Annotated in this window: 19 protein-coding genes; 16 read left to right on the top strand and 3 right to left on the bottom strand. The window is 71.8% G+C overall.

Annotated features, from left to right (window positions below; translation table 11 throughout):
- Positions 1-6: 6 nt before the first annotated feature.
- The 14 genes from IE295_RS22935 (at position 7) to IE295_RS22875 (ending at position 16619) form a co-directional block, all read left to right on the top strand.
- Complete coding sequence (locus IE295_RS22935; protein WP_190065606.1) at positions 7-1560, top strand: anthranilate synthase component I; 1554 nt, start codon at positions 7-9, stop codon at positions 1558-1560.
- A 111-nt stretch (positions 1561-1671) separates the two neighbouring features.
- A complete protein-coding gene (locus tag IE295_RS22930; RefSeq protein ID WP_190065605.1) occupies positions 1672-2310 on the top strand; it encodes a TIGR02234 family membrane protein in 639 nt (212 codons plus the stop codon).
- 113 nt (positions 2311-2423) lie between these two features.
- Entirely contained in the window at positions 2424-2651 is a 228-nt protein-coding gene (locus tag IE295_RS22925; RefSeq protein WP_190065604.1) for an HGxxPAAW family protein, read from the top strand.
- A gap of 101 nt (positions 2652-2752) precedes the next feature.
- Entirely contained in the window at positions 2753-3172 is a 420-nt protein-coding gene (locus tag IE295_RS22920; RefSeq protein ID WP_190065603.1) for a DUF2752 domain-containing protein, read from the top strand.
- A 179-nt stretch (positions 3173-3351) separates the two neighbouring features.
- Entirely contained in the window at positions 3352-4161 is an 810-nt protein-coding gene (gene trpC / locus IE295_RS22915) for an indole-3-glycerol phosphate synthase TrpC (RefSeq protein ID WP_190065602.1), read from the top strand.
- A 6-nt stretch (positions 4162-4167) separates the two neighbouring features.
- A complete protein-coding gene (trpM, locus tag IE295_RS34475; protein WP_372478773.1) occupies positions 4168-4320 on the top strand; it encodes a tryptophan biosynthesis modulator TrpM in 153 nt (50 codons plus the stop codon).
- 97 nt (positions 4321-4417) lie between these two features.
- A complete protein-coding gene (trpB, locus tag IE295_RS22910) occupies positions 4418-5671 on the top strand; it encodes a tryptophan synthase subunit beta (RefSeq protein ID WP_190065601.1) in 1254 nt (417 codons plus the stop codon).
- Positions 5671-6486, top strand: a complete 816-nt coding sequence (gene trpA / locus IE295_RS22905) for a tryptophan synthase subunit alpha (protein ID WP_190065600.1) — start codon at positions 5671-5673, stop codon at positions 6484-6486. The genes trpB and trpA overlap by 1 nt, the downstream gene beginning before the upstream one ends.
- Before the next feature lie 65 nt (positions 6487-6551).
- On the top strand, positions 6552-7334 hold the full coding sequence (locus tag IE295_RS22900) for a DsbA family protein (protein WP_190065599.1): 783 nt from the start codon (positions 6552-6554) through the stop codon (positions 7332-7334).
- Between the two features lie 62 nt (positions 7335-7396).
- A complete protein-coding gene (locus tag IE295_RS22895; RefSeq protein ID WP_224322867.1) occupies positions 7397-8284 on the top strand; it encodes a DUF8017 domain-containing protein in 888 nt (295 codons plus the stop codon).
- An 80-nt stretch (positions 8285-8364) separates the two neighbouring features.
- Positions 8365-9345, top strand: a complete 981-nt coding sequence (lgt, locus tag IE295_RS22890) for a prolipoprotein diacylglyceryl transferase (RefSeq protein ID WP_190065598.1) — start codon at positions 8365-8367, stop codon at positions 9343-9345.
- Between the two features lie 221 nt (positions 9346-9566).
- Entirely contained in the window at positions 9567-10298 is a 732-nt protein-coding gene (locus IE295_RS22885) for a VIT1/CCC1 transporter family protein (protein WP_190065597.1), read from the top strand.
- A gap of 311 nt (positions 10299-10609) precedes the next feature.
- Entirely contained in the window at positions 10610-15166 is a 4557-nt protein-coding gene (gltB, locus tag IE295_RS22880) for a glutamate synthase large subunit (protein ID WP_190065596.1), read from the top strand.
- On the top strand, positions 15159-16619 hold the full coding sequence (locus IE295_RS22875) for a glutamate synthase subunit beta (protein WP_190065595.1): 1461 nt from the start codon (positions 15159-15161) through the stop codon (positions 16617-16619). Before gltB ends, IE295_RS22875 begins: the two co-directional genes overlap by 8 nt.
- 90 nt (positions 16620-16709) lie before the next feature.
- On the opposite strand, the gene IE295_RS22870 is transcribed toward IE295_RS22875, so the two are convergent.
- From IE295_RS22870 to IE295_RS22860, 3 genes are read right to left on the bottom strand one after another with little or no spacing between them, the layout of a single operon-like run.
- Positions 16710-17375 carry a calcium-binding protein gene (locus IE295_RS22870; RefSeq protein ID WP_190065594.1) on the bottom strand — a complete coding sequence of 222 codons (666 nt, stop codon included), beginning with the start codon at positions 17373-17375 and terminating at the stop codon, positions 16710-16712.
- Positions 17372-18565: a non-hydrolyzing UDP-N-acetylglucosamine 2-epimerase gene (gene wecB, locus IE295_RS22865; protein ID WP_224322866.1), complete on the bottom strand. Its 1194-nt coding sequence runs from the start codon at positions 18563-18565 to the stop codon at positions 17372-17374. Before wecB ends, IE295_RS22870 begins: the two co-directional genes overlap by 4 nt.
- A 57-nt stretch (positions 18566-18622) precedes the next feature.
- A complete protein-coding gene (locus IE295_RS22860; protein ID WP_190065593.1) occupies positions 18623-19885 on the bottom strand; it encodes a glycosyltransferase in 1263 nt (420 codons plus the stop codon).
- Between the two features lie 531 nt (positions 19886-20416).
- On the opposite strand from IE295_RS22860, the gene IE295_RS22855 reads away from it, so the two are divergent.
- Entirely contained in the window at positions 20417-22243 is a 1827-nt protein-coding gene (locus IE295_RS22855) for a DUF2334 domain-containing protein (RefSeq protein WP_224322865.1), read from the top strand.
- Positions 22244-22248: 5 nt separating this feature from the next.
- Positions 22249-23301 carry a glycoside hydrolase family 113 gene (locus IE295_RS22850; RefSeq protein ID WP_224322904.1) on the top strand — a complete coding sequence of 351 codons (1053 nt, stop codon included), beginning with the start codon at positions 22249-22251 and terminating at the stop codon, positions 23299-23301.
- The last annotated feature ends 30 nt before the right edge of the window (positions 23302-23331 follow it).

Genomic DNA, 23331 nt, shown 5'->3' with positions numbered 1-23331 from the left:
GCTGCCATGGCTGCCACCACCGCAACTGTCTCCCCCGGGGACGTCACCCCCGACGCGGACACCTTCCGCACGCTGGCCACCGACCGCCGGGTCATCCCCGTCACCCGGCGCTTCCTCGCCGACGGCGACACCCCCGTGGGCCTCTACCGCAAGCTCGCGGCCGAGCGCCCCGGCACCTTCCTGCTGGAGTCCGCGGAGAACGGCCGCACCTGGTCGCGCTACTCCTTCATCGGCGTGCGCAGCGCCGCCACCCTCACCGTCCGCGACGGGGCCACCCACTGGCTCGGCACCCCGCCCGTCGGCGTCCCCACCGACGGCGACCCCCTGGCCGCCCTGCGGGCCACCGTGGAGGCCCTGCACACCCCGCGCGACCTCATGGAGGGCGCCGGACTGCCGCCCTTCACCGGCGGCATGGTCGGCTACCTGGGCTACGACATCGTCCGCCGCCTGGAGCGGATCGGCGAGCACCCCGGCGGCCCCGGCGCGCACGCCCTGGACCTGCCCGAGCTCACCATGCTGCTCACCTCGGACCTCGCCGTCCTCGACCACTGGAACGGCACGGTCCTGCTGATCGCCAACGCGATCAACCACAACGACCTGGCGACCGGGGTCGACGAGGCGTACGCCGACGCCGTCGCCCGGCTCGACGCGATGGCCGCCGACCTGCGCCGCCCGGTCCCCTCCGACCCCACCGTCCTGCCGCCCTCCGAGCTGCCGGAGTACACCGCCCGCTGGGGCGGCGCCGACTACATGGCGGCCGTCGAGGAGATCAAGGAGCGCATCCGCGCCGGCGAGGCCTTCCAGGTCGTGCCCTCGCAGCGGTTCGAGACCCCCTGCACGGCCTCCGCGCTGGACGTCTACCGGGTGCTGCGGGCCACCAACCCGAGCCCTTACATGTACCTCTTCCGGTTCCCCCACGGGGAGGGAGGGGCGTTCGACGTCGTCGGCTCCAGCCCGGAGGCGCTGGTCAAGGTCGAGGACGGGCACGCGATGGTGCACCCCATCGCCGGCACCCGCCCGCGCGGCGCCACGCCGCAGGCGGACGCGGCCCTCGCCGAGGAACTGCTGGCCGACCCCAAGGAACGCGCCGAGCACCTGATGCTCGTCGACCTCGGCCGCAACGACCTCGGCCGGGTCTGCGAGCCCGGCAGCGTCGAGGTCGTCGACTTCATGTCGATCGAGCGCTACAGCCACGTGATGCACATCGTCTCGACGGTGACCGGCCGGCTCGCCGAGGGCCGCACCGCCTTCGACGTGCTCACCGCCTGCTTCCCCGCCGGCACGCTCTCCGGCGCGCCCAAGCCGCGCGCCATGCAGATCATCGAGGAGCTGGAGCCCTCGCCGCGCGGCCTGTACGGCGGCTGCGTCGGCTACCTCGACTTCGCCGGCGACTCCGACACCGCCATCGCCATCCGCACCGCCCTCCTGCGCGACGGCACCGCCTACGTCCAGGCCGGCGCCGGCGTCGTCGCCGACTCCGACCCGGCAGCCGAGGACGCCGAATGCCGCAACAAGGCGGCAGCGGTCCTACGAGCAGTCCACACGGCGAACCGCTTGTAGCGAGGGTCGTGGGCAGTCGTTCCGCTGGGGCGGAACGGGTGGGCACAACCCGGACGACGGCCCGCACCCCCCGTTCGTACCTCCACCCGCTGACAAGCGATAGTGGTACCCGTGACCGCAGCCGTACCCCACCCCAGCACCACCCCCACCCCCCGCACCGCGAAGCGCAGCGTGGGCGCCGCCCTCCTCCTCGGTGCCGCCGGTGCCGCCCTCGTCCTGCTGGCGAGCGGCCGCACCTGGTCCGAGGGCAGCGCCCCCGCCGCCCAGGGCAGCCTGGCCGAGCAGGCCAGCGGCCAGGACGTGACCGCCCTGCCGGGGGCGCTGGCCGTCGTGGGCCTCGCCGCGCTCGTCGCCGTCTTCGCGGTGCGCGGCGCGGGCCGTCTCGTGGTGGCGGTGCTGCTCGCGCTGAGCGGTGCCGGCACCGTGGCGGCCGCGCTCACGGGCGCGGACGACACGAGCGCGCTGGAGGAGAAGGCCGCCAGGGTCGCCGGCAACACCCAGGCCACGATCGGCGACGTCTCCCACACCGCCTGGCCGTGGGTGGCCGTCGTCGGCGGGGTGCTGCTCTTCCTCGCCGGCCTGCTCGCCGTGCGCTACGGGCGCCGGTGGCCCGCCATGTCCGGCCGCTACGAGCGCGACGGCACCCCCCGCCCGAGCCGTCCGCGCGCCCCCGTCGACCCGGACCGCCCGGAGGAGCTGTGGAAGGCCCTCGACCGCGGCGAGGACCCCACCGGCGGAGCGGGCCGCTGAAGGCGGCGGTGTGACACGCCAACCCCGGCGCACGACGGCCCGGGGCGTCGGGGACAATGGCCCCGAGCGATCTCTGCGCCCGCGGGCGCGATACAGCAACGAGGAGTCAACTCATGTCGGCTAGCGACCACGGCCACACCCCTGCGGCCTGGACCGGCGTCACCATCGCCTTCATCGGCTTCTGCATCTCCGGTGCGTTCGTCGTGGCGGCCAAGCCCGTCGGCTTCTGGGCCGGCATGGTCGTGGTGGCCCTCGGCGGCGTCGTCGGCGGCGTCATGCGCGCCATGGGCATGGGCATGGTTCCCAAGGGCGCCGGAAAGTCCCAGACGCAGAAGGCCTGAGCAGCCCGCCTGCCCCGCCATGGCGCGGCCCGGGCCCGTACGGACGCCAGGAGACGGGCCCTGAGCTGCGCCTTCGCGTTTTCCGGCGGACACTCGGCAGTGTGAGAGGCTCTGCACGCGGGCCCCTGGCCCACCGCCTGGCCGCGCCGTTCGGGGTGGCCGCGGGGGTCGGCGCGGCCGTCGCCGGGGTCGCGGCCGTGGACCCGAACCGGCCCGGTCACTACCCCGCCTGCCCCCTGCTGCGCTGGACGGGGCTGTACTGCCCCGGCTGCGGCGGCCTGCGGGGCCTGCACGCGCTGGCCCACGGCGACCTCGGGGCCGCGCTGGGCGCCAACGCCCTGGCCGTCGCCGGCTACGCCGCCTTCGCCGTGCTGTGGGTCCTGTGGCTGGCCAGGGTCCTCCGGTCGGGCGGGGGCATGCCGCTCGCCCCGCGGGCCCGGCACTGGTGGGCGCTGGGCGGGATCGTGCTCGCCTTCACGCTCGTACGGAACCTGCCGTTCGGATCGGCGCTCGCGCCCTGAGCGGCACCGGAGCCTCCCGGAGGCTCCCGGAGGCGTCCATTCATGGGTCCACCTGGCGGGACCGGCGTCAACCGGATGCGAAACCTTCGCCCTCCGGCAAGTACCATCGCAGATGCCTGGTGAGGTGATATCGCACCGCACCAGCCCAGACCATCCGAGTCCGGAAGGGGGCCGCTCGCGTGAGTGTGCTCGACGAGATCATCGACGGAGTCCGTGCCGACCTCGCGGAACGGCAGGCGCGCGTCAGCCTCGACGAGCTCAAGGAGCGCGCGGCGAAGGCCCCGCAGGCCAGGGACGGGGCGGCCGCCCTGCGCGGCGAGAACGTCAGCGTGATCTGCGAGGTCAAGCGCTCCAGCCCGTCCAAGGGCGCGCTCGCCGCGATCGCCGACCCCGCCGGGCTCGCCGCCGACTACGAGGCGGGCGGCGCGGCCGTCATCAGCGTGCTGACCGAGCAGCGCCGCTTCGGCGGCTCGCTCGCCGACCTCGAGGCCGTCCGCGCCAAGGTGGACATCCCGATCCTGCGCAAGGACTTCATCGTCACCGCCTACCAGCTGTGGGAGGCCCGCGCCTACGGCGCCGACCTGGCGCTGCTGATCGTGGCCGCGCTGGAGCAGGAGGCCCTGGTCTCCCTCATCGAGCGGGCCGAGTCCATCGGGCTGACCCCGCTGGTCGAGGTGCACGACGAGGAGGAGGTCCAGCGCGCGGTGGACGCCGGCGCCCGCATCATCGGCGTCAACGCCCGCAACCTCAAGACCCTCGAGGTGGACCGGGGCACCTTCGCCCGCGTGGCCCCCGAGATCCCCGACGGCATCATCAAGATCGCCGAGTCCGGCGTGCGCGGCCCGCACGACCTGATCGCCTACGCCAACGACGGCGCCGACGCTGTCCTGGTCGGCGAGTCCCTGGTCACCGGCCGCGACCCCAAGGGCGCGGTCGCCGACCTGGTCGCCGCGGGCGCCCACCCGGCCCTGCGGCACGGGCGGGGCTGACCCGCCATGAGGGCGTACGCACGGCTCGCCCGCGGCTGCCGGCCGCGGGGCTGCCGTGCGCCCGCACGCCGCGTCCTCGGGCGCCGCGTGCGGTACCACATCGGCTGTGAGCCGGGGCAGATCAACGGGATGCGATGGCGCGGCCGCGCCGCGCTCTAGCTTCCCGTCATCGCCGGGTGCGGCGCCGTCGCGCCCGCGGCGGGCTCTTCCGGCCCGCCCGCCACCCGGAACCCTCACAGACCCGAGGAGTGCGTTCGTGTCCTCCGATTTCTTCGTTCCCGACCCCGAGGGCCAAGTGCCCGACGCGTCCGGCTACTTCGGCGCCTTCGGCGGCAAGTTCATCCCCGAGGCCCTCGTCGCGGCCGTCGACGAGGTCGCTGCCGAGTACGAGAAGGCCAAGGCCGACCCCGCCTTCGCCGCCGAGCTCAACGACCTGATGGTCAACTACACCGGGCGCCCCAGCGCCCTCACCGAGGTGCGGCGCTTCGCCGAACACGCGGGCGGCGCCCGGGTGTTCCTCAAGCGCGAGGACCTCAACCACACCGGCTCCCACAAGATCAACAATGTGCTGGGCCAGGCGCTGCTCACCAAGCGCATGGGCAAGACCCGCGTCATCGCCGAGACCGGCGCCGGCCAGCACGGCGTGGCGACGGCGACGGCCTGCGCGCTGTTCGGCCTCGAGTGCACCATCTACATGGGCGAGGTCGACACCCAGCGGCAGGCCCTGAACGTCGCCCGGATGCGGATGCTCGGCGCCGAGGTCATCGCCGTGAAGTCCGGCAGCCGCACGCTCAAGGACGCCATCAACGAGGCCTTCCGCGACTGGGTGGCCAACGTCGACCGCACCCACTACCTCTTCGGCACGGTCGCCGGACCCCACCCCTTCCCGGCCCTGGTCCGCGACTTCCACCGGGTCATCGGCGTGGAGGCCCGCCGCCAGATCCTCGAGCGCGCCGGCCGCCTGCCGGACGCCGCCGTGGCCTGCGTCGGCGGCGGCTCCAACGCCATCGGCCTCTTCCACGCCTTCCTCCCCGACGAGGGCGTGCGCCTGATCGGCTGCGAGCCGGGCGGCCACGGCGTCGAGACCGGCGAGCACGCCGCGACCCTCACCCAGGGCACCCCCGGCATCCTGCACGGCTCGCGCAGCTACGTCCTGCAGGACGAGGACGGCCAGATCACCGAGCCGTATTCCATCTCCGCCGGCCTGGACTACCCCGGCATCGGCCCCGAGCACTCCTACCTCAAGGACACCGGCCGCGCCGAGTACCGCGCCGTCACCGACGACGACGCCATGCAGGCGTTGCGCCTGCTCTCGCGCACCGAGGGCATCATCCCGGCCATCGAGAGCGCCCACGCGCTCGCCGGCGCCCTCGAGATCGGCCGCGAGCTCGGCCCGGACGGGCTCATCCTGGTCAACCTCTCCGGCCGGGGCGACAAGGACATGGACACCGCGGCCCGCTACTTCGGGCTGTACGACAACGACGCCGACGACGCTGCGGGGGCGAAGTGATGGCAGGCAACATCGAACTGCTGAGCTCCGTGCTGGCCGCGGCCAAGGCCGAGAACCGGGCCGCGCTGGTGGGCTACCTGCCCGCCGGCTTCCCGACCGTGGCGGACGGCGTCCGGGCCGTCACCGCCATGCTCGACGGCGGCTGCGACGTCGTCGAGGTCGGGCTGCCGCACAGCGACCCGGTCCTGGACGGGCCGGTCATCCAGACCGCCGACGACATCGCGCTGCGCGGCGGCATCAGGATCACCGACGTCATCCGCACGGTCCGGGAGGCGCACGAGATCACGGGCGCGCCCGTGCTGTGCATGACGTACTGGAACCCGGTCGACCGCTACGGCGCCGAGCGGTTCGCCGCCGACCTCGCGGCCGCCGGGGGAGCGGGCTGCATCCTGCCCGACCTGCCGGTGGAGGAGTCCGAGACCTGGCGCAAGGCCGCCGAACAGCACGGCCTGGCCACGGTGTTCGTCGTCGCGCCCAGCAGCCGCGACGAACGCCTCGCCAAGATCACGGCGGCCGGCAGCGGCTTCGTCTACGCCGCGTCCCTGATGGGCGTCACCGGCACCCGGGAGTCCGTCGGCCAGGAGGCCCAGGAGCTGGTCCGCCGCACCCGGGCCGTCACCGAGCTGCCCGTCTGCGTCGGCCTCGGCGTCTCCAACCCCGAACAGGCCGCCGAGGTGGCTCAGTTCGCGGACGGCGTCATCGTCGGATCGGCCTTCGTCAAGCGACTGCTGGACGCCCCCGACCTGGAGTCGGGCCTGGCGGCGGTCCGTACCCTCGCGGGTGAACTGGCGGAGGGCGTACGCAAGCGCGCGTAACCCTTTTGGAGGAAACGACGGCCGGGGGCGCGCATGGGCGCGCCCCCGGTTCGTTGTAGGGGGATGTGAGCCAGAAGAACAGCGACGGAAAGCGCAGCGCCCGCGAGCGGCTGCAGGAACAGCGCGAGCGGGAGCAGGCCCGCGTCAAACGCAAGAGGGCCATGATCGCGGGCGTCGCGGTGGCCGCCGTGCTCGGCGCGGGCGCCGGGATCGCCGCGCTGGTGGCCTCTTCCGGCGGCGGCAAGGACAACAAGCAGCAGACCTCCGGCCCGGTCGTCGTCCCCCAGGGGGCCATGGGCAAGGACAACCTGGCCATTCCCGCGGGCAACGCCGCCGCGAAGGCCACCCTCGTCGTCTACGAGGACTTCCGCTGCCCGGCCTGCGCCCAGTTCGAGAACGGCTTCCGGGACGCGGTCCACGACCTGGAGGCCAAGGGGCAGCTGAAGTCGGAGTACCACCTGGTCACGCTGATCGACAAGAACCTGCCCGGCTCCGGCTCCCTCAACGCCGCGAACGCGGCGGCGTGCGCGCAGGACGCCGGCAAGTTCACCGCCTACCACGACGAGCTCTACAAGAACCAGCCGCCGGAGACGGACGACGCCTTCGGCAAGAAGGAGCGCCTGCTGGAGCTGGCGGACAAGGTCGGCCTGAACAGCCCGGCGTTCAAGCGGTGCGTCGAGGACGGCACCCACAACAGCTGGGTCCAGAAGTCCCAGCAGGCCTTCAGCACCTCGGGCCTCCAGGGCACCCCCACCGTCCTGCTGAACGGCAAGAGCATCTACGGCCCGACCACCCCGCTCACCCCGCAGAAGTTCCGCGAGATGGTCGCGGAGGCACAGAAGGGCTGACGCGCGGGCACCGCCGGGGTGGGCGGCACCTTTTCGATCATGCCCCCTTAGGGTTGCTCCTCATGTGCGCAGCCCAGCAGCCGAATCCGTACCAGCAGCCGATGGGGATACCCCCGGTGGGGACGCCCCAGCCCCCGCCCCGGCCCGGCGGCGGCCGGAAGACCGTCGTCATCGCCGTCGTCGCGGCCACCGCCGTCGTCATCGCGGCCGGTGTCACCGGCTATCTGGTGCTCGGCGGCGACGGCGGCACGGACGCCGCCCCCGGGCCGTCCGCCTCGGCGTCCCGGGAAGCCGCCGCGACCGACAACCCCCGCGCGGCCGGCGGCGGCGACAAGGCCGTCGTCCCCGGCTGGAAGGCCGTCGTGAACCCCGACCGCGGCATCGCCTTCGACGTCCCCGCCGAGTGGCAGCTCAAGTCCGCGGACTGGGCGAGCTACGTGACCGAGAAGGACGACCCCGAGGACAAGCCCCTCGTCGGCTTCAAGGCCCCCGCGGTCCTCAAGGAGCGGTGGTGCCAGGCCGACGGCGAGGGCGGCGGCACGGAGGACACCCCCATCGCCGCCGCCGGCTCCCGGGGTGAGTCCGGGAGCAGCAGCACCGAGGAGGCGGCGCGGGAGAACGCCCGTCTGTGGATCCACGGCGGCTACGCCCAGTCGGACAAGCAGCGGGTCCGGGCCGGCTCCGTGGAGCCGTACACCACCGCGTCCGGGATCACGGGCAGCCTGGCGACGGCCCATTCCACCGGCGCACGGAATTCCGTGGAGAAGGACGGGAAGAAGGTCTGCGACTTCGACGGCAAGGCCTTCGCCTTCGCCTTCAAGGACGCCAAGGGCGACCTCGCCTCCTGGACGTTCCACGGAGTCAAGGGCGTACCCGAGGAGGTGCCGGAGACGATGGTGCGGAAGATCCTCTCCACGGTGCGGCAGACCGGCGGGCCCGCGCGCCCGTGAGCTGAGGGCTACCGCGGGTCACGGGCCGGAAAGGGCCGCCCTGGGCCTGGGCGCCGCCACGAGGTAGGTTCTTGTCTGCCATGGAACTCGCATACATTCCCAGTCCCTCGACCGGCGTGATCCACCTCGGCCCGGTCCCGCTGCGCGGCTACGCCTTCTGCATCATCATCGGTGTCTTCGCCGCCGTCTGGCTCGGCAACCGACGCTGGATCGCGCGCGGCGGCCGGGCCGGGACGGTGGCCGACATCGCGGTGTGGGCGGTGCCCTTCGGCCTGGTCGGCGGGCGTCTCTACCACGTGATCACCGACTACGAGCTGTACTTCGGCCCGGGCCGGAACTGGGTGAACGCCTTCAAGGTCTGGGAGGGCGGCCTCGGCATCTGGGGCGCCATCGCGCTGGGCGCGGTCGGCGCGTGGATCGGGTGCCGCCGGCGGGGCATCCCGCTGCCGGCGTACGCGGACGCCATTGCGCCCGGCATCGCGGTCGCCCAGGCCATCGGGCGCTGGGGCAACTGGTTCAACCAGGAGCTGTACGGCAAGCCCACCGACCTGCCGTGGGCGCTGAAGATCGACGCCGACCCGGCCATCGGGCGCGTCGCGGGGACGTACCACCCGACGTTCCTCTACGAGTCCCTGTGGTGCCTCGCCGTCGCGGCGCTGGTGATCTTCGCGGACCGGCGGTTCAAGCTCGGGCACGGGCGGGCCTTCGCCCTGTACGTGGCCGCCTACACCGTCGGGCGCTTCTGGACCGAGTACCTGCGCGTCGACGAGGCCCACCACGTGCTGGGCCTGCGCCTGAACGGCTGGACGTCGATCCTGGTCTTCCTCGCGGCGGTGGCGTACATCGTGATCTCGGCGAAGAAGGCGCCCGGCCGCGAGGCCGTGGTGGAGCCGGGTGCCGCCGACGACGCCGCCGGGGGCGGCGCGCAGGGCGGCAAGGCGTCTGGCAAGGCGTCCCGCAAGGAGCCGCACACGGCGTCCGGCAAGGGCGCCAAGGAGGCCAAGGACGGCAAGGCCGACCCGGCCGCCGCCCCCAAGCCCGCCGGCCCGAAGAAGCCCTGACGCGCGCGTCGCGTCGACCGAAGCCCCCACGGCCGTGGCCGTGGGGGCTTTTCGTCGTCTCGCCGATAAAAAGCCGCAGGTCAGCGAGGTTAGTACGGCCTGCCTTGCTAGCGGATCAAGGTCGAACATGCGTACCTTCGACTCGTACGGGTCATACGACTCGTACGCGAGAGGGGCGGGGCGACGGGCCCGTGCCCCTGGGGAAGGGAGCGACCGGAGCAATGGCTGTCCTCGACACGGCCGCGGAGACGCACATCGCGCACCGTGACAACCACACGCACCGCGATGTGAACGGCGGCTGGCTGCGCCCGGCCGTCTTCGGTGCCATGGACGGACTGGTCTCCAACGTGGCCCTGATGACGGGTGTCGCCGGCGGGTCGGCCTCCTCGGAGACGATCGTCATCGCCGGCCTGGCGGGTCTCGCGGCGGGCGCGTTCTCGATGGCCGCCGGCGAGTACACCTCCGTGGCCTCCCAGCGCGAGCTGGTCCTGGCCGAGCTGGACGTGGAGCGGCGCGAGCTGCGCAAGCACCCGGCCGACGAGCTCCAGGAGCTCGCCGCGCTCTACGAGTCGCGCGGCGTCGAGCCGAAGCTGGCCCGCGAGGTCGCACGGCAGCTGTCGAAGGACCCGGAGCAGGCGCTGGAGATCCACGCCCGCGAGGAGCTGGGCATCGACCCCTCCGACCTGCCCTCGCCGACGGTCGCCGCGGCGTCCTCGTTCGGATCCTTCGCGCTGGGCGCGCTGCTGCCCGTACTGCCCTACCTCCTGGGCGCCACCGAGCTCTGGCCCGCCGTGCTGCTGGCGCTGCTCGGCCTCTTCGCCTGCGGCGCGGTCGTGGCACGGGTGACGGCCCGGTCGTGGTGGTTCAGCGGGCTGCGGCAGCTGCTGCTCGGCGGGGCGGCGGCGGGTGTGACTTACCTCCTCGGTATTGCCTTCGGCACCGCTGTCGGGTGATGCTTATGCGGGCATCCGCATAACGTGCAGATTTCTTGGCGGTTTCAGCTCCTCGGCTACAGGGCACAATCCGGTAGCGCAGCAGGGGCAACGCCGCCCCCTCGCGCGTTCTCGTCGGCGCGACCGGGCCTGGTGATCCCAAGGCCTCCAGGCGCTCCGCTCACACCCCGGGTGTCCAGATGATGGACCAAGCCTTCCACTTTTCGAGAAGCCGCCCATCATGTAATCTGCACGAACTTTTCAGCGGAGGGCCAGCGTCGTCCCTCGGCACATGCCTCTGACATGACTGCCAGACGACGACGGGAGCGCCGATGCGCCACGCATCCCACCCCGCCCCGCAGGGGATGTACGACCCGCGCAATGAGCACGACGCCTGTGGTGTCGGCTTTGTCGCGACTCTCACCGGCGAGGCGAGCCACGAGCTCGTGGAACAGGCGCTCACCGTCCTGCGCAACATGGAGCACCGGGGCGCCACCGGCTCGGACCCCGACTCCGGCGACGGCGCGGGCATCCTGATGCAGGTCCCCGACGCCTTCCTGCGCGAGAGCGTCGCCTTCGCCCTCCCCGAGGCCGGCGCGTACGCCGTCGGCATCGGCTTCCTCCCGGCGGACGACCGGGAGGCGGCCGCAGCCGTCTCGCGGATCGAGACGATCGCCGCCGAAGAGGGCCTCACCGTGCTCGGCTGGCGCGACGTCCCCGTCGCCCCCGACCTGCTGGGCGCCGGCGCCCGCGCCACCATGCCCGTCTTCCGCCAGCTGTTCGTCGCGGACACGGCCGGCGGGGCGAACGGCCTGGCCCTGGACCGCAAGGCCTTCGTCCTGCGCAAGCGCGCCGAGCGCGAGGCGGACACGTACTTCCCCTCGCTGTCCGCCCGCACCATCGTCTACAAGGGCATGCTCACCACCGGGCAGCTCGAGCCGTTCTTCCCGGACCTCTCCGACCGCCGCTGCGCCACCGCCATCGCGCTGGTCCACTCGCGGTTCTCCACCAACACGTTCCCCAGCTGGCCGCTCGCCCACCCGTACCGCTTCGTCGCCCACAACGGCGAGATCAACACGGTCAAGGGCAACCGCAACTGGATGCGCGCCCGCGAATCCCAGCTGGCGAGCGAGCTGTTCGGCGCGGACGGGAACCTGGACCGCCTCTTCCCGGTCTGCACCCCCGACGCCTCCGACTCCGCCTCCTTCGACGAGGTCCTCGAGCTCCTCCACCTCGGCGGCCGCTCGCTGCCGCACAGCGTGCTGATGATGATCCCCGAGGCCTGGGAGAACCACGCCTCCATGGACCCGGCCCGGCGCGCCTTCTACCAGTACCACTCCACCCTGATGGAGCCCTGGGACGGCCCGGCCTGCGTCACCTTCACCGACGGCACCCTCGTCGGCGCCGTCCTCGACCGCAACGGCCTGCGCCCCGGGCGCTACTGGGTCACCGACGACGGCCTGGTCGTGCTCTCCTCCGAGGTCGGCGTCCTCGACATCGACCCGGCCAAGGTCGTCCGCAAGGGCCGCCTGCAGCCCGGCAAGATGTTCCTCGTCGACACCGAGAGCCACCGCATCATCGAGGACGACGAGATCAAGGCCGCCCTCGCCGCCGAACAGCCCTACCAGGAGTGGCTGGAGGCCGGGCTCGTCGACCTCGCCGACCTCCCCGAGCGCGAGCACATCGTGCACACCCACGCCTCGGTCACCCGCCGCCAGCAGACCTTCGGCTACACCGAGGAGGAGCTGCGCGTCATCCTCGCGCCCATGGCCAAGACCGGCGCCGAGCCGATCGGTTCCATGGGCACCGACTCGCCGATCGCCGCGCTGTCCGAGCGGCCGCGCCTGCTCTTCGACTACTTCACCCAGCTCTTCGCGCAGGTCACCAACCCCCCGCTGGACGCCATCCGCGAGGAGCTCGTCACCTCGCTGATCTCCTCCCTCGGCCCGCAGCGCAACCTGCTCGACCCCACCGCCGCGTCCTGTCGCAGCGTCACCCTGCCGTTCCCCGTCATCGACAACGACGAGCTCGCCAAGCTCATCCACATCAACGCCGACGGCGACCTGCCCGGCCTGAAGGCCGCCACGCTCTCCGGCCTCTACCGCGTCTCCGGCGGCGGCGAGGCGCTCGCCGCCCGCCTCGCGGCGATGTGCGCCGAGGCCGACGCCGCCATCGCCGACGGCGCCCGCCTCATCGTGCTCTCCGACCGGCACTCCGACGCCGAGCACGCCCCCATCCCGTCCCTGCTGCTGACCTCGGCCATCCACCACCACCTCATCCGCACCAAGCAGCGCACCCAGGTGGGCCTGCTGGTCGAGGCCGGTGACGTCCGCGAGGTCCACCACGTCGCGCTGCTCATCGGCTACGGCGCGGCGGCGGTGAACCCGTACCTGGCCATGGAGTCCGTCGAGGACCTCGTCCGTGCGGGCACGTTCCTGCCGGACACCGCCCCCGAGGACGCCATCCGCAACCTCATCAAGGCGCTCGGCAAGGGCGTGCTCAAGGTGATGTCCAAGATGGGCATCTCCACCGTCGCCTCCTACCGCGGCGCCCAGGTCTTCGAGGCCGTCGGCCTGGACGAGGGCTTCGTCGACGCCTACTTCCAGGGCACCGCCACCAAGATCGGCGGCGCCGGCCTGGACGTCGTCGCCCGCGAGGTCGCCGCCCGCCACGCCAAGGCCTACCCCGCCACCGGCATCGCGGCCACCCACCGCCGCCTCGACATCGGCGGCGAGTACCAGTGGCGGCGCGAGGGCGAGCCGCACCTCTTCGACCCCGACACCGTCTTCCGGCTCCAGCACTCCACGCGCGCCCGCCGCTACGACATCTTCAAGCAGTACACCGAGCGCGTGAACGAGCAGTCCGAGCGGCTGATGACGCTGCGCGGCCTGTTCTCCTTCAAGAGCGACCGCCCCTCGATCCCGCTGGAGGAGGTCGAGCCGGTCAGCTCCATCGTCCAGCGCTTCTCCACCGGCGCCATGTCCTACGGGTCCATCTCGCAGGAGGCCCACGAGACCCTCGCCATCGCCATGAACCGGCTGGGCGCCAAGTCCAACACCGGTGAGGGCGGCGAGGACCCCGATCGCCTCTACGACCCTGCGCGCCGCTCCAGCATCAAGCAGGTGGCCTCCGGCCGCTTCGGCGTCACCAGCGAGTACCTGGTCAACTCCGACGACATCCAGATCAAGATGGCCCAGGGCGCCAAGCCCGGCGAGGGCGGCCAGCTGCCCGGCCACAAGGTCTACCCCTGGGTCGCGAAGACCCGGCACTCCACCCCCGGCGTCGGCCTGATCTCGCCGCCCCCGCACCACGACATCTACTCCATCGAGGACCTCGCACAGCTCATCCACGACCTCAAGAACGCCAACCCCGCGGCCCGCATCCACGTGAAGCTGGTCTCCGAGGTCGGCGTCGGCACGGTCGCGGCGGGCGTCTCCAAGGCCCACGCCGACGTCGTGCTGATCTCCGGCCACGACGGCGGCACCGGCGCCTCCCCGCTCACCAGCCTCAAGCACGCGGGCGGCCCCTGGGAGCTCGGCCTCGCCGAGACCCAGCAGACCCTGCTGCTCAACGGGCTGCGCGACCGCATCGTCGTGCAGACCGACGGCCAGCTCAAGACCGGCCGCGACGTGATCATCGCCGCCCTCCTGGGCGCCGAGGAGTTCGGCTTCGCGACCGCCCCCCTCGTCGTCTCCGGCTGCGTCATGATGCGCGTCTGCCACCTCGACACCTGCCCCGTGGGCATCGCCACCCAGAACCCCGTCCTGCGCGAGCGGTTCAACGGCAAGGCCGAATTCGTCGTCAACTTCTTCGAGTTCATCGCCGAGGAGGTCCGCGAGCTCCTCGCCGAGCTGGGCTTCCGCACCCTCGAGGAGGCCGTCGGCCACGCCGAACTCCTCGACACCGGCCGGGCCGTCGGCCACTGGAAGGCCCAGGGCCTGGACCTCGAGCCCCTGCTGCACGTGCCGGACCTGCCCGAGGGCGCCGTCCGCCACCGCACCACCGCCCAGGACCACGGCCTGGCCAAGGCGCTCGACAACCAGCTGATCAAGCTCGCCGCCGACGCCCTCAACACCGTCGGCGACGAGGCCCCCCAGCCCGTCCGCGCCCAGCTGCCCATCCGCAACATCAACCGCACGGCCGGCACCATGCTCGGCCACGAGGTGACCAAGAAGTACGGCGGCGCCGGCCTGCCCGACGACACCATCGACATCACCTTCACCGGCTCCGCCGGCCAGTCCTTCGGCGCCTTCCTCCCGCGCGGCGTCACCCTGCGCCTGGAGGGCGACGCCAACGACTACGTCGGCAAGGGCCTCTCCGGCGGCCGCATCGTCGTCCGCCCCGACCGCGGCGCCGACCACCTCGCCGAGTACTCCACCATCGCCGGCAACACCCTCGCCTACGGCGCCACCGGCGGCGAGCTGTTCCTGCGCGGCAGCGTCGGCGAGCGGTTCTGCGTCCGCAACTCCGGCGCCACCGTCGTCTCCGAGGGCGTCGGCGACCACGGCTGCGAGTACATGACCGGCGGCCGGGCCGTCGTCCTCGGCCACACCGGCCGCAACTTCGCGGCCGGCATGTCCGGCGGCGTCGCCTACGTCGTCGACCTCGACCCCCGCAACGTCAACAAGGAGCTGGCCGCCGCCGTCGACACCCTCGACGACGCCGACCGGCAGTGGCTGCACGACGTGGTGCGCCGCCACCACGAGGAGACCGCCTCCACCGTCGCGGCCGGCCTCCTCGCCGACTGGGACACGGCCGTGACCCGCTTCCGCAAGGTCATGCCCGCCACGTACAAGGCAGTGCTCGCCGCCAAGGACGCCGCCGAGCGAGCCGGTCTCACCGAGACCGAGACCCACGAGAAGATGATGGAGGCGGCGACCCATGGCTGACCCGAAGGGCTTTCTGACCAGCGACCGCGAGGTCGCCCGCACCCGTCCCGTCGCGGAGCGCGTCCGCGACTGGAACGAGGTCTACGTCCCCGGCTCCCTCCTGCCCGTCATCAGCAAGCAGGCGAGCCGCTGCATGGACTGCGGCATCCCGTTCTGCCACAACGGCTGTCCGCTGGGGAACCTCATCCCCGAGTGGAACGACTACGCCTACCGCGAGGACTGGGCGGCCGCGTCCGAGCGGCTGCACGCCACCAACAACTTCCCCGAGTTCACCGGCCGCCTGTGCCCCGCGCCCTGCGAGTCCGCGTGCGTGCTCGGCATCAACCAGCAGCCCGTCACCATCAAGAACGTCGAAGTCACCATCATCGACAAGGCCTGGGACGCCGGCGACGTCACCCCGCAGCCGCCCGAGCGGCTCTCCGGCAAGACCGTCGCCGTCATCGGCTCCGGCCCCGCCGGCCTCGCCGCCGCCCAGCAGCTGACCCGGGCCGGCCACACGGTCGCCGTCTACGAGCGCGCCGACCGCGTCGGCGGCCTGCTGCGCTACGGCATCCCCGAGTTCAAGATGGAGAAGCGGCACATCAACCGCCGCATCGAGCAGATGCGTGCGGAGGGCACCAAGTTCCGCACCGAGGTGGAGATCGGCCGCGACATCGACGCCGCCAAGCTCCGCAAGCGCTACGACGCCGTCGTCATCGCCGCCGGCGCCACCACCTCCCGCGACCTGCCCGTCCCCGGCCGCGACCTCAAGGGCATCCACTTCGCCATGGAGTACCTGCCCGTCGCCAACAAGGTGCAGGAGGGCGACCTGACGGTCTCCCCGATCACCGCCGAGGGCAAGCACGTCGTCGTCATCGGCGGCGGCGACACCGGCGCCGACTGCGTCGGCACCGCCCACCGCCAGGGCGCGGCCTCCGTCACCCAGCTGGAGATCATGCCGAAGCCGGGGGAGGAGCGGAACGCGAACCAGCCCTGGCCCACCTTCCCCATGCTCTACAAGGTCACCTCGGCCCACGAGGAGGGCGGCGAGCGGGTCTACTCCGTCTCCACCACCCACTTCGAGGGCGACGAGGACGGCAACGTCCAGTGGCTGCACCTGATCGAGGTCGCCTTCGTCGACGGCAAGCTCGAGCAGAAGCCGGGCACCGAGCGTCGCATCCCCGCCCAGCTCGTCACCCTCGCGATGGGTTTCACCGGCACCGACCGGCAGAACGGTCTCGTCGAGCAGTTCGGTGTGGAACTGGACGAGCGCGGGAACATCGCGCGCGACGCCGACTACGCCACCAACGTCCCCGGCGTGTTCGTCGCCGGTGACGCGGGCCGCGGCCAGTCGCTCATCGTCTGGGCCATCGCCGAGGGCCGCTCCGCCGCCCGCGGCGTGGACCGCTACCTCACCGGAACCAGCACCCTGCCGGCCCCGGTCAGGCCGACGGACCGGGCGCTCACCGTCTGACGGTTCCCGCCCCCCCCCGTGACACGGCGCCCGCCTCATCCCCGACCCGAGGCGGGCGCCGCCACGCGCGCACGTCCCCCCGGCCGCCCGTCACTCCAGAGGGCGGGCCGAGACGTCGCTGAACACCACCCGCGCGTCCTCCGAATAGACCCCCACGTTCCCCTTGAGGTACGGGCGCTCCCGGTCCTCGTAGGCCACCAGCCCCCGGCCGTCGACGCTCACCTCCATCCGGGCGCCCCGCTGGGCGACCCGGACGTCCGACGACCTGCCGAGCGGGAAGTGCTCCGCCCCCGTCGCCAGGAACCGCTGGCCGCCGGGGTAGGCGGGATCGCGCTTGCCGAGCTCCCAGCCGTTCGGCTTGAGGGTGATGTAGTAGAAGTGCTCCGGGTCGGTGTACGCCCACACCAGCCAGGGCACCTCCCAGGGATTGGGCTTGGGGGTGCGCAGCTGGGCGATGGTGCGCATCCGGGCGCGGAAGTCCACGTCGTCGTACTGCCGCGTGGAGACGATCAGGCCGGCGTGGGTCTCCTCCGCCCGCGTGGCGGGCTTGGGGGAGAGGGCCAGGCCGTCATGGCGGCCGATGTTCTCGCCGTGCCCGTCGAACACCGAACGCCACGGCCCGTGGACCGACCCCTCGGCCCACGGCCGCTCCGGCTCCCCGCTGTCCTCCCAGATGGCGCTCACCGCGAACACCAGTCCCGCCACCACGGCGGCCGCGAGCAGTGCGAGGGCGAGAAGCCGGTGAACTCTCGTCATGCCGTCGAGTATGACCCCGGACCGTCGGGCTGGGTGACGACCAGCGGGCTGGGCGCGGGCGCCGCGTCGGCGTCGGCGCCGAAGTCCTCCGCGAGCTGCGCCACGATGCGGTCCGTGGCGTGCCCGTCGCCGAAGGGGTTCCCGGCCGTCGACATCCGTTCGTAGGCCGCGGCGTCGTCCAGCAGGTGCATCGCCGCGTCCAGGATGACGTGGGGTTCGGTGCCCACCAGCCGCGCCGCGCCCGCCTCCACGGCCTCCGGCCGCTCGGTGGTCGTCCGCAGCACCAGGGCCGGCTTGCCCAGGCTCGGTGCCTCCTCCTGGATGCCGCCCGAATCGGTCATCACCAGGTCGCAGCCGGCGAGGGTGGCGGAGAAGTCCACGTAGTCCAGCGGCTCGACGACGTTGATGCGGTCGTGGCCGGTCAGCTCGGGCAGCAGGGCCTCGCGCACGGCCGGGCTCTTGTGCAGCGGCAGCACGATCTCCACGTCGCCGCGGTCCGCCAGCCGCCGCAGCGCGGTGCCCATGGCGCGCATCTTGTCGCCCTGGTTCTCCCGGCGGTGCAGGGTGACCAGGACGCGCCGCAGGCCGGTGCGGAAGTGGTCGCGGCCGGTGCCCTCCTGGAGCACCCAAAGCAGGTTGTCGATGACGGTGTTGCCGGTGACGAAGACCTCGGCGTCCGGGACCCCCTCGGCCCTCAGGTGCCCGGCCGCGCGCGGGGTGGGGGCGAAGTGCCAGCGCGCCATGCGGCCGATGAGACGGCGGTTGAGCTCCTCGGGGAAGGGGTTGTCCAGGACTCCGGTGCGCAGCCCGGCCTCGACGTGGGCGACGGGGATGTGCTCGTAGAACGCGGCGAGGGCGCCGGTGAGCGCGGTGGTGGTGTCGCCCTGGACGATGACGACGTCGGGGCGCTCGGCGCGGATGACGTCGCCGAGCCCGTCCACCAGCCGGGCCGTCAGCTTGGACAGCTCCTGCCGGTCGCGCATCACGTCGAGCTCGACGCTCGCGGGGACCCGCAGGAGTTCGAGCATCTGCTGGAGCATCTCGCGGTGCTGGCCGGTGCTGACGACGACGGGTTCGAAGAGCGGCGAGGCGGCCATCGCGCGTGCCACGGGCGCGAGCTTGATGGCCTCGGGACGGGTGCCCAGGACGAGCATGGCGCGTACGGGCGTGGTGAGGACGTTCGGGGACATGGGTCTCCCTCGGGGAATGAACGTGCTGGGCTTACGGGTGGAGGAGTGCCGGGCCTGTCAGGTGCGCGCGGTCTTGAGCCAGGTCTGCTTGCCGGTGAGCATCCGCCACAGCCCCCACCATCCGGCGGCGAACCAGATGTAGCCGTAGAGGACGAAGACGTGCGAGAGCAGAACCGACCGCACGAGCCCGAGTCCTCGTTCGCGCCGGGAGTAGACCCAGCCGTAGGCGTACGCCGCGGTGAAGGACAGGACGTACGGGCCGATGATCCACATCGGTGAGAACAGCAGGTGTCCCGCCTGCACCGAGCCGATGACGGTGCCGCCGGTGGCCACGAGGAAGGACAGCGGCAGCAGCGAGGTGAGCAGGATCAGGACGGGACTGGAGAGGTGGTAGAGCAGGTCCACCGCGGCCCGGGTGGGCACCTCGCGCAGGATCAGCGGGACCAGCCCGGCCGACTGCAGGTGGCCCTGGAACCAGCGCGAGCGCTGGCGCACCAGGCGCTTGACGTCGAGCACGGCCTGCTGGGAGACGGCGGCGGTGGTGCAGTGGTGGTTGGTCCAACCACGGGCGATCAGGCGCACCCCGAGGTCGAGGTCCTCGGTCAGGGAGTCGCTCCAGGGGCCGTTGCCGCTGTCGTCCATGAGGCTGTCCAGCGCGGAGAGCCGCATGAACTGGCCGTTGCCGCCCATGCCGACGCTGCCGAAGTAGCGCCTGGCCGACTGGAAGATGTCGCCGTAGATGACGAACTCCATGTCCTGGAGCCGGGCGAGCATCCCCTTGTGCCGGTTGTACATCCGCACGCCGATCTGAGTGCCGCCCGTGCGCGGGTCGTCGAAGTAGGGGTCGACCGCCTGCACCACGTGCGGGTCGAGGCGGCCGTCGGCGTCCACGACGCAGACGATGACGTCGGCGGGGTCGTGCGCCTTCAGGAGGCCGGATTCGCGCAGGTGACGGATGCCGGCGTTGAGGGCCGCGCCCTTGCCCTTGCGGGCGTTCGGCAGGTGCCGCTGGAGCAGCCGCACCCTGTTCGACGAGGAATGGGCGGCGAACCGGGCGATTTCGGCCGTACGGTCGTCGGACGCGTCGTCGATGACCAGGGCCATGAAGTTCCCGGCCGGCAATGAGGTGATGCGGGCCAGGCTTTCGGCGAGCACCTTCTCCTCGTTCAGGCAGGCGAGGAGAAAGACGTAGAGACGTTCGGCGCGCGGACCCCGCGCGTGGCGTATCCGCTGTCTCGACAGGACGAAGAGGGTGGAGTTGTAGCAGCCGGCCATCACGATGATGGCGATGCTCGACCACAGCATCACTTCGGTGATCATGAACGGTCACCGGAGTTTCGCAGGACGAACCAGAATTTCGCCGAAAGAAGTGCGGCGGCTATCGCGCAATAGAGCAGGAATCCCGCTCCGGCCGCTTCCTGCAGTCCCCTGGCAAAGGGTATGCCCGGCAGAACTTCTGGGGCAGCCGTCAGTCCTACCAAGGGCAGGACTGTCCCCAGAGCGGGTTTTCCGTACATGAGTTCCCCCCGGATTCCGCCTCGGCTTGAGGCGTGCGCAGGGAAAGTATCAGACGGCGACGGGGGTTTAGGGGGCTGTGGTGGGAGTTGTTGAATCGGAACGATGAATTCTATGGATCTACCGGGTGTTATGCCTGCTCAAGATGGGCGTGTGACGCGTGGGATTTATGGTCTGCACCAATTCCCTTGTCCGTAATTGCCCGGTCGGGACCGTAGTTGTCTATTGACACCCTTCTCGGGGACCACAAGAATCAGCCAACTGTCGGGCCCCGACTCCTTCGGGTGAGGGCTCGGCGGCAGCTCGTCAACCAGGGGGAATCACACAATGAAACAATTGCGCGGGAGAACGGGTATTTCCCGGATTTCCGTCGTCCTCGCCGTCGTCGCCGCCCTCGTGGGCGGCGTCACGCTTTCCGCGGGGGCCGAGGAGGCGATAGCCCGGGACGGCAGGCCCGGCCCGTCGCACGGGCTGCAGGGGGTGGGTTCCGCATCGCTCTCCGGGGCGAGCACCAAGGACCTCAAGGCGTGGGTCACCGCCCGTCTGGCGAACGACCGCAAGCGCCGCGCCGGCAGCCTCACCGTCACCCCGGCACCCGCGCCCAAGGCCACGGTCACCGCCGCCCGGACGCTCGCCGCCGCACCCGGCACCTCGGCCCTGGTCCTCTACGACACCACCGGCCCCTACGGCCACCTCGGCGAGCTCTACGCCATGGCGATCGCCAACCTCGCCGGCCACTTCGGCACCGTCACCGCCAAGCCGGTCTCCGCCTACACCGCGGGCATGGTGGAGCAGTACACCTCCACCGTCTACGTCGGCTCGACCTACTACGGCGGCTCGATCCCGGACGCCATCCCCGCCGCCTTCTACCAGGACGCGCTGAAGACCACCAAGCCCGTCAGCTGGATCGGCGACAACATCTGGGGCATGGCCAACGCCGTCGGCATCGAGAACTTTAAGAAGAAGTACGGCTGGGACCCCACCAACTCGTACTTCGAGACCGGCGGCAGCGTCGGCAACATCAACCAGGTCACGTACAAGAACCAGACGCTGACCCGGAAGATCCCCGCCGGCTTCGACGGCGGCGTGCTGCACCCCGCCCTCTCCGGCGCCGGATACCCGCAGGTCACCGAGCTCGCGCAGGCCAAGGACGCCAACAACGGCACCACCAGCCCCTGGGCGATCCGGTCGTCGAACCTCACCTACGTCGGTGAGATCCCCTTCACCTACGTCTCCGAGTCCGACCGCGTCATCGTCTTCGAGGACCTCCTCTTCGACTCCCTCGCCCCCGCGACCGCCGAGCGGCACCGCGCGTTCGTCCGGCTCGAGGACATCAGCCCCAAGGCGGAGCCGGCCCAGCTGAAGGCCATCGCCGACTACCTCTACGCGCAGAAGATCCCCTACGGGATCAACGTCATCCCGACCTACACCGACCCCAAGGGCGCGTACAACAACGGTGTGGCCGAGACCGTGACGCTGGCCCAGGCGCCGCAGGTCGTCTCCGCGCTGAAGTACATGCTCCAGCGCGGCGCGGTGCTGATGAACCACGGCTACACCCACCAGTACAAGAACGTCGCCAACCCCTACACCGGCGCCACGGGCGACGACTTCGAGTTCTTCCGCGCCCACGTCGACGCCGCCGACAACGTCATCTACGACGGGCCGGTGGCCGAGGACTCCACTCTCTGGGCGCAGTCCCGGGTGACCTCGGCGCTGAGCCAGTTCACGCTGGCCGGCCTGCCCAAGCCCACGCTGTGGACGACCCCGCACTACGCGGCGTCCGCCACCGACTACAAGGTCTTCGGGCAGAACTACACGGCACGGCTGGAGCGTTCGCTGTACTTCGCGGGAACGCTCGGCGGCGGCACGGTGAACGCCTCCCGGTACATCGGCCAGTTCTTCCCGTACGCGGTGAAGGACGTCTACGGTACGACCGTGCTTCCCGAGAACATCGGCAACTACGAGCCCGAGCCCTACAACAACCACCCGGCCCGGCTGCCCGCTGACCTGATCAACTCGGCCAAGGCCAACCTGGCCGTGCGGGACGGCGTGGCGAGCTTCTTCTACCACCCGTACTACCCGGTGGAGCCGCTGAAGCAGACCGTCGAGGGATTCAAGGCCCTCGGTTACACCTTCGTCGGCCCCACGGACCTGGCGCAGTGAACGCGATGAAGAGGGCGGGCGCCGTGCTGGCGGCGGCGGCCGCCCTCTTCGTCGCCGGGTGCTCCTCCTCCGGTGACGGCGACGCCCCCGGGCCGTCCCCCGACCGCGGCCGGCCCGACGGCAGGAAGGTGAGCGGGATGCGGGGCATGACGCTCCCCTCATGGAACACCGACGACTACGGCAGCCCCCAAGCCGGAACGTATCTGCGGCAGATCGCCGCCACCGGCGCCCGGTGGGTGACCTTCACCCCCACCTGGTACCAGGACGGCATCACCGACGCGGCCATGCGCGTCACCGGGGAGACGGCCGGCGACGACGGCCTGCGCCACATCATCGGCCTCGCGCACGACGCGGGGCTGAAGGTCATGCTCAAGCCGCACGTCGACCTCATCAAGGGCGGGGACCGCGCCGAGATCAGGCCACGCGACCGCGACGCCTGGTTCCGCGCGTACGAGCGCTTCATCACCCACTACGCCGAACTCTCCCGCGGCGCCGGCGTCGAGCAGTTCTCCGTCGGCACCGAGCTCGCCGGCACCTCCGAGGACGGCGAGCGCTGGGGCCGCGTCGTCGCCGCCGTGCGCGAGCGCTACAAGGGCCCGCTGACGTACGCCGCCAACTACGACGAGTACCGCAAGGTCGCCTTCTGGAAGGATCTCGACGTCATCGGCGTCGACGCCTACTGGCCGCTGGCCGACCAGGCCACCAGCGACCCCGCCCGCCTGCGCCGGGCCTGGCAGCCGATCGCCGAGGAGCTCGCCGCGTTCTCCGGGCGGCAGCACCGCAAGATCCTCTTCACCGAGGCGGGCTACGTCAGCCAGCGCGGCTCCACCACCGCCCCCTACTCCTGGACCGTCAGCAAGCGCGACGGCGACGCCGAGCAGGCGGCGGCCTACGAGGCGCTGCTCGCGGCCTTCGAGGGCAAGCCGTGGTGGGCGGGCGTCTGCTGGTGGATGTGGGACGACTGGCCCGACAGCGGCGAGACCGCGAAGCGGCTGGCGTACACGCCGCACGGCAAGCCCGCCGAGAAGGTGCTGCGCAAGTGGTGGGGCACGTCCTGAACCGGCCGCGCCCGCCCGTCCGGGTGCGGC

The organism is Streptomyces griseocarneus (assembly GCF_014655595.1).
Classification (GTDB): Bacteria; Actinomycetota; Actinomycetes; order Streptomycetales; family Streptomycetaceae; genus Streptomyces; species Streptomyces griseocarneus.
This window is presented reverse-complemented; position numbering and strand designations above follow the sequence as displayed.

Bases quoted from the DNA above. Each gene is read 5' to 3' on its own strand.
- IE295_RS22935 (WP_190065606.1), top strand. From the start codon at position 7: ATGGCTGCCACCACCGCAACTGTCTCCCCCGGGGACGTCACCCCCGAC.
- IE295_RS22925 (WP_190065604.1), top strand. From the start codon at position 2,424: ATGTCGGCTAGCGACCACGGCCACACCCCTGCGGCCTGGACCGGCGTC.
- trpM (WP_372478773.1), top strand. From the start codon at position 4,168: ATGAGGGCGTACGCACGGCTCGCCCGCGGCTGCCGGCCGCGGGGCTGC.
- trpA (WP_190065600.1), top strand. From the start codon at position 5,671: ATGGCAGGCAACATCGAACTGCTGAGCTCCGTGCTGGCCGCGGCCAAG.
- IE295_RS22895 (WP_224322867.1), top strand. From the start codon at position 7,397: ATGTGCGCAGCCCAGCAGCCGAATCCGTACCAGCAGCCGATGGGGATA.
- lgt (WP_190065598.1), top strand. From the start codon at position 8,365: ATGGAACTCGCATACATTCCCAGTCCCTCGACCGGCGTGATCCACCTC.
- IE295_RS22885 (WP_190065597.1), top strand. From the start codon at position 9,567: ATGGCTGTCCTCGACACGGCCGCGGAGACGCACATCGCGCACCGTGAC.
- gltB (WP_190065596.1), top strand. From the start codon at position 10,610: ATGCGCCACGCATCCCACCCCGCCCCGCAGGGGATGTACGACCCGCGC.
- IE295_RS22875 (WP_190065595.1), top strand. From the start codon at position 15,159: ATGGCTGACCCGAAGGGCTTTCTGACCAGCGACCGCGAGGTCGCCCGC.
- IE295_RS22870 (WP_190065594.1), bottom strand. From the start codon at position 17,375: ATGACGAGAGTTCACCGGCTTCTCGCCCTCGCACTGCTCGCGGCCGCC.
- wecB (WP_224322866.1), bottom strand. From the start codon at position 18,565: ATGTCCCCGAACGTCCTCACCACGCCCGTACGCGCCATGCTCGTCCTG.
- IE295_RS22860 (WP_190065593.1), bottom strand. From the start codon at position 19,885: ATGATCACCGAAGTGATGCTGTGGTCGAGCATCGCCATCATCGTGATG.
- IE295_RS22850 (WP_224322904.1), top strand. From the start codon at position 22,249: ATGAAGAGGGCGGGCGCCGTGCTGGCGGCGGCGGCCGCCCTCTTCGTC.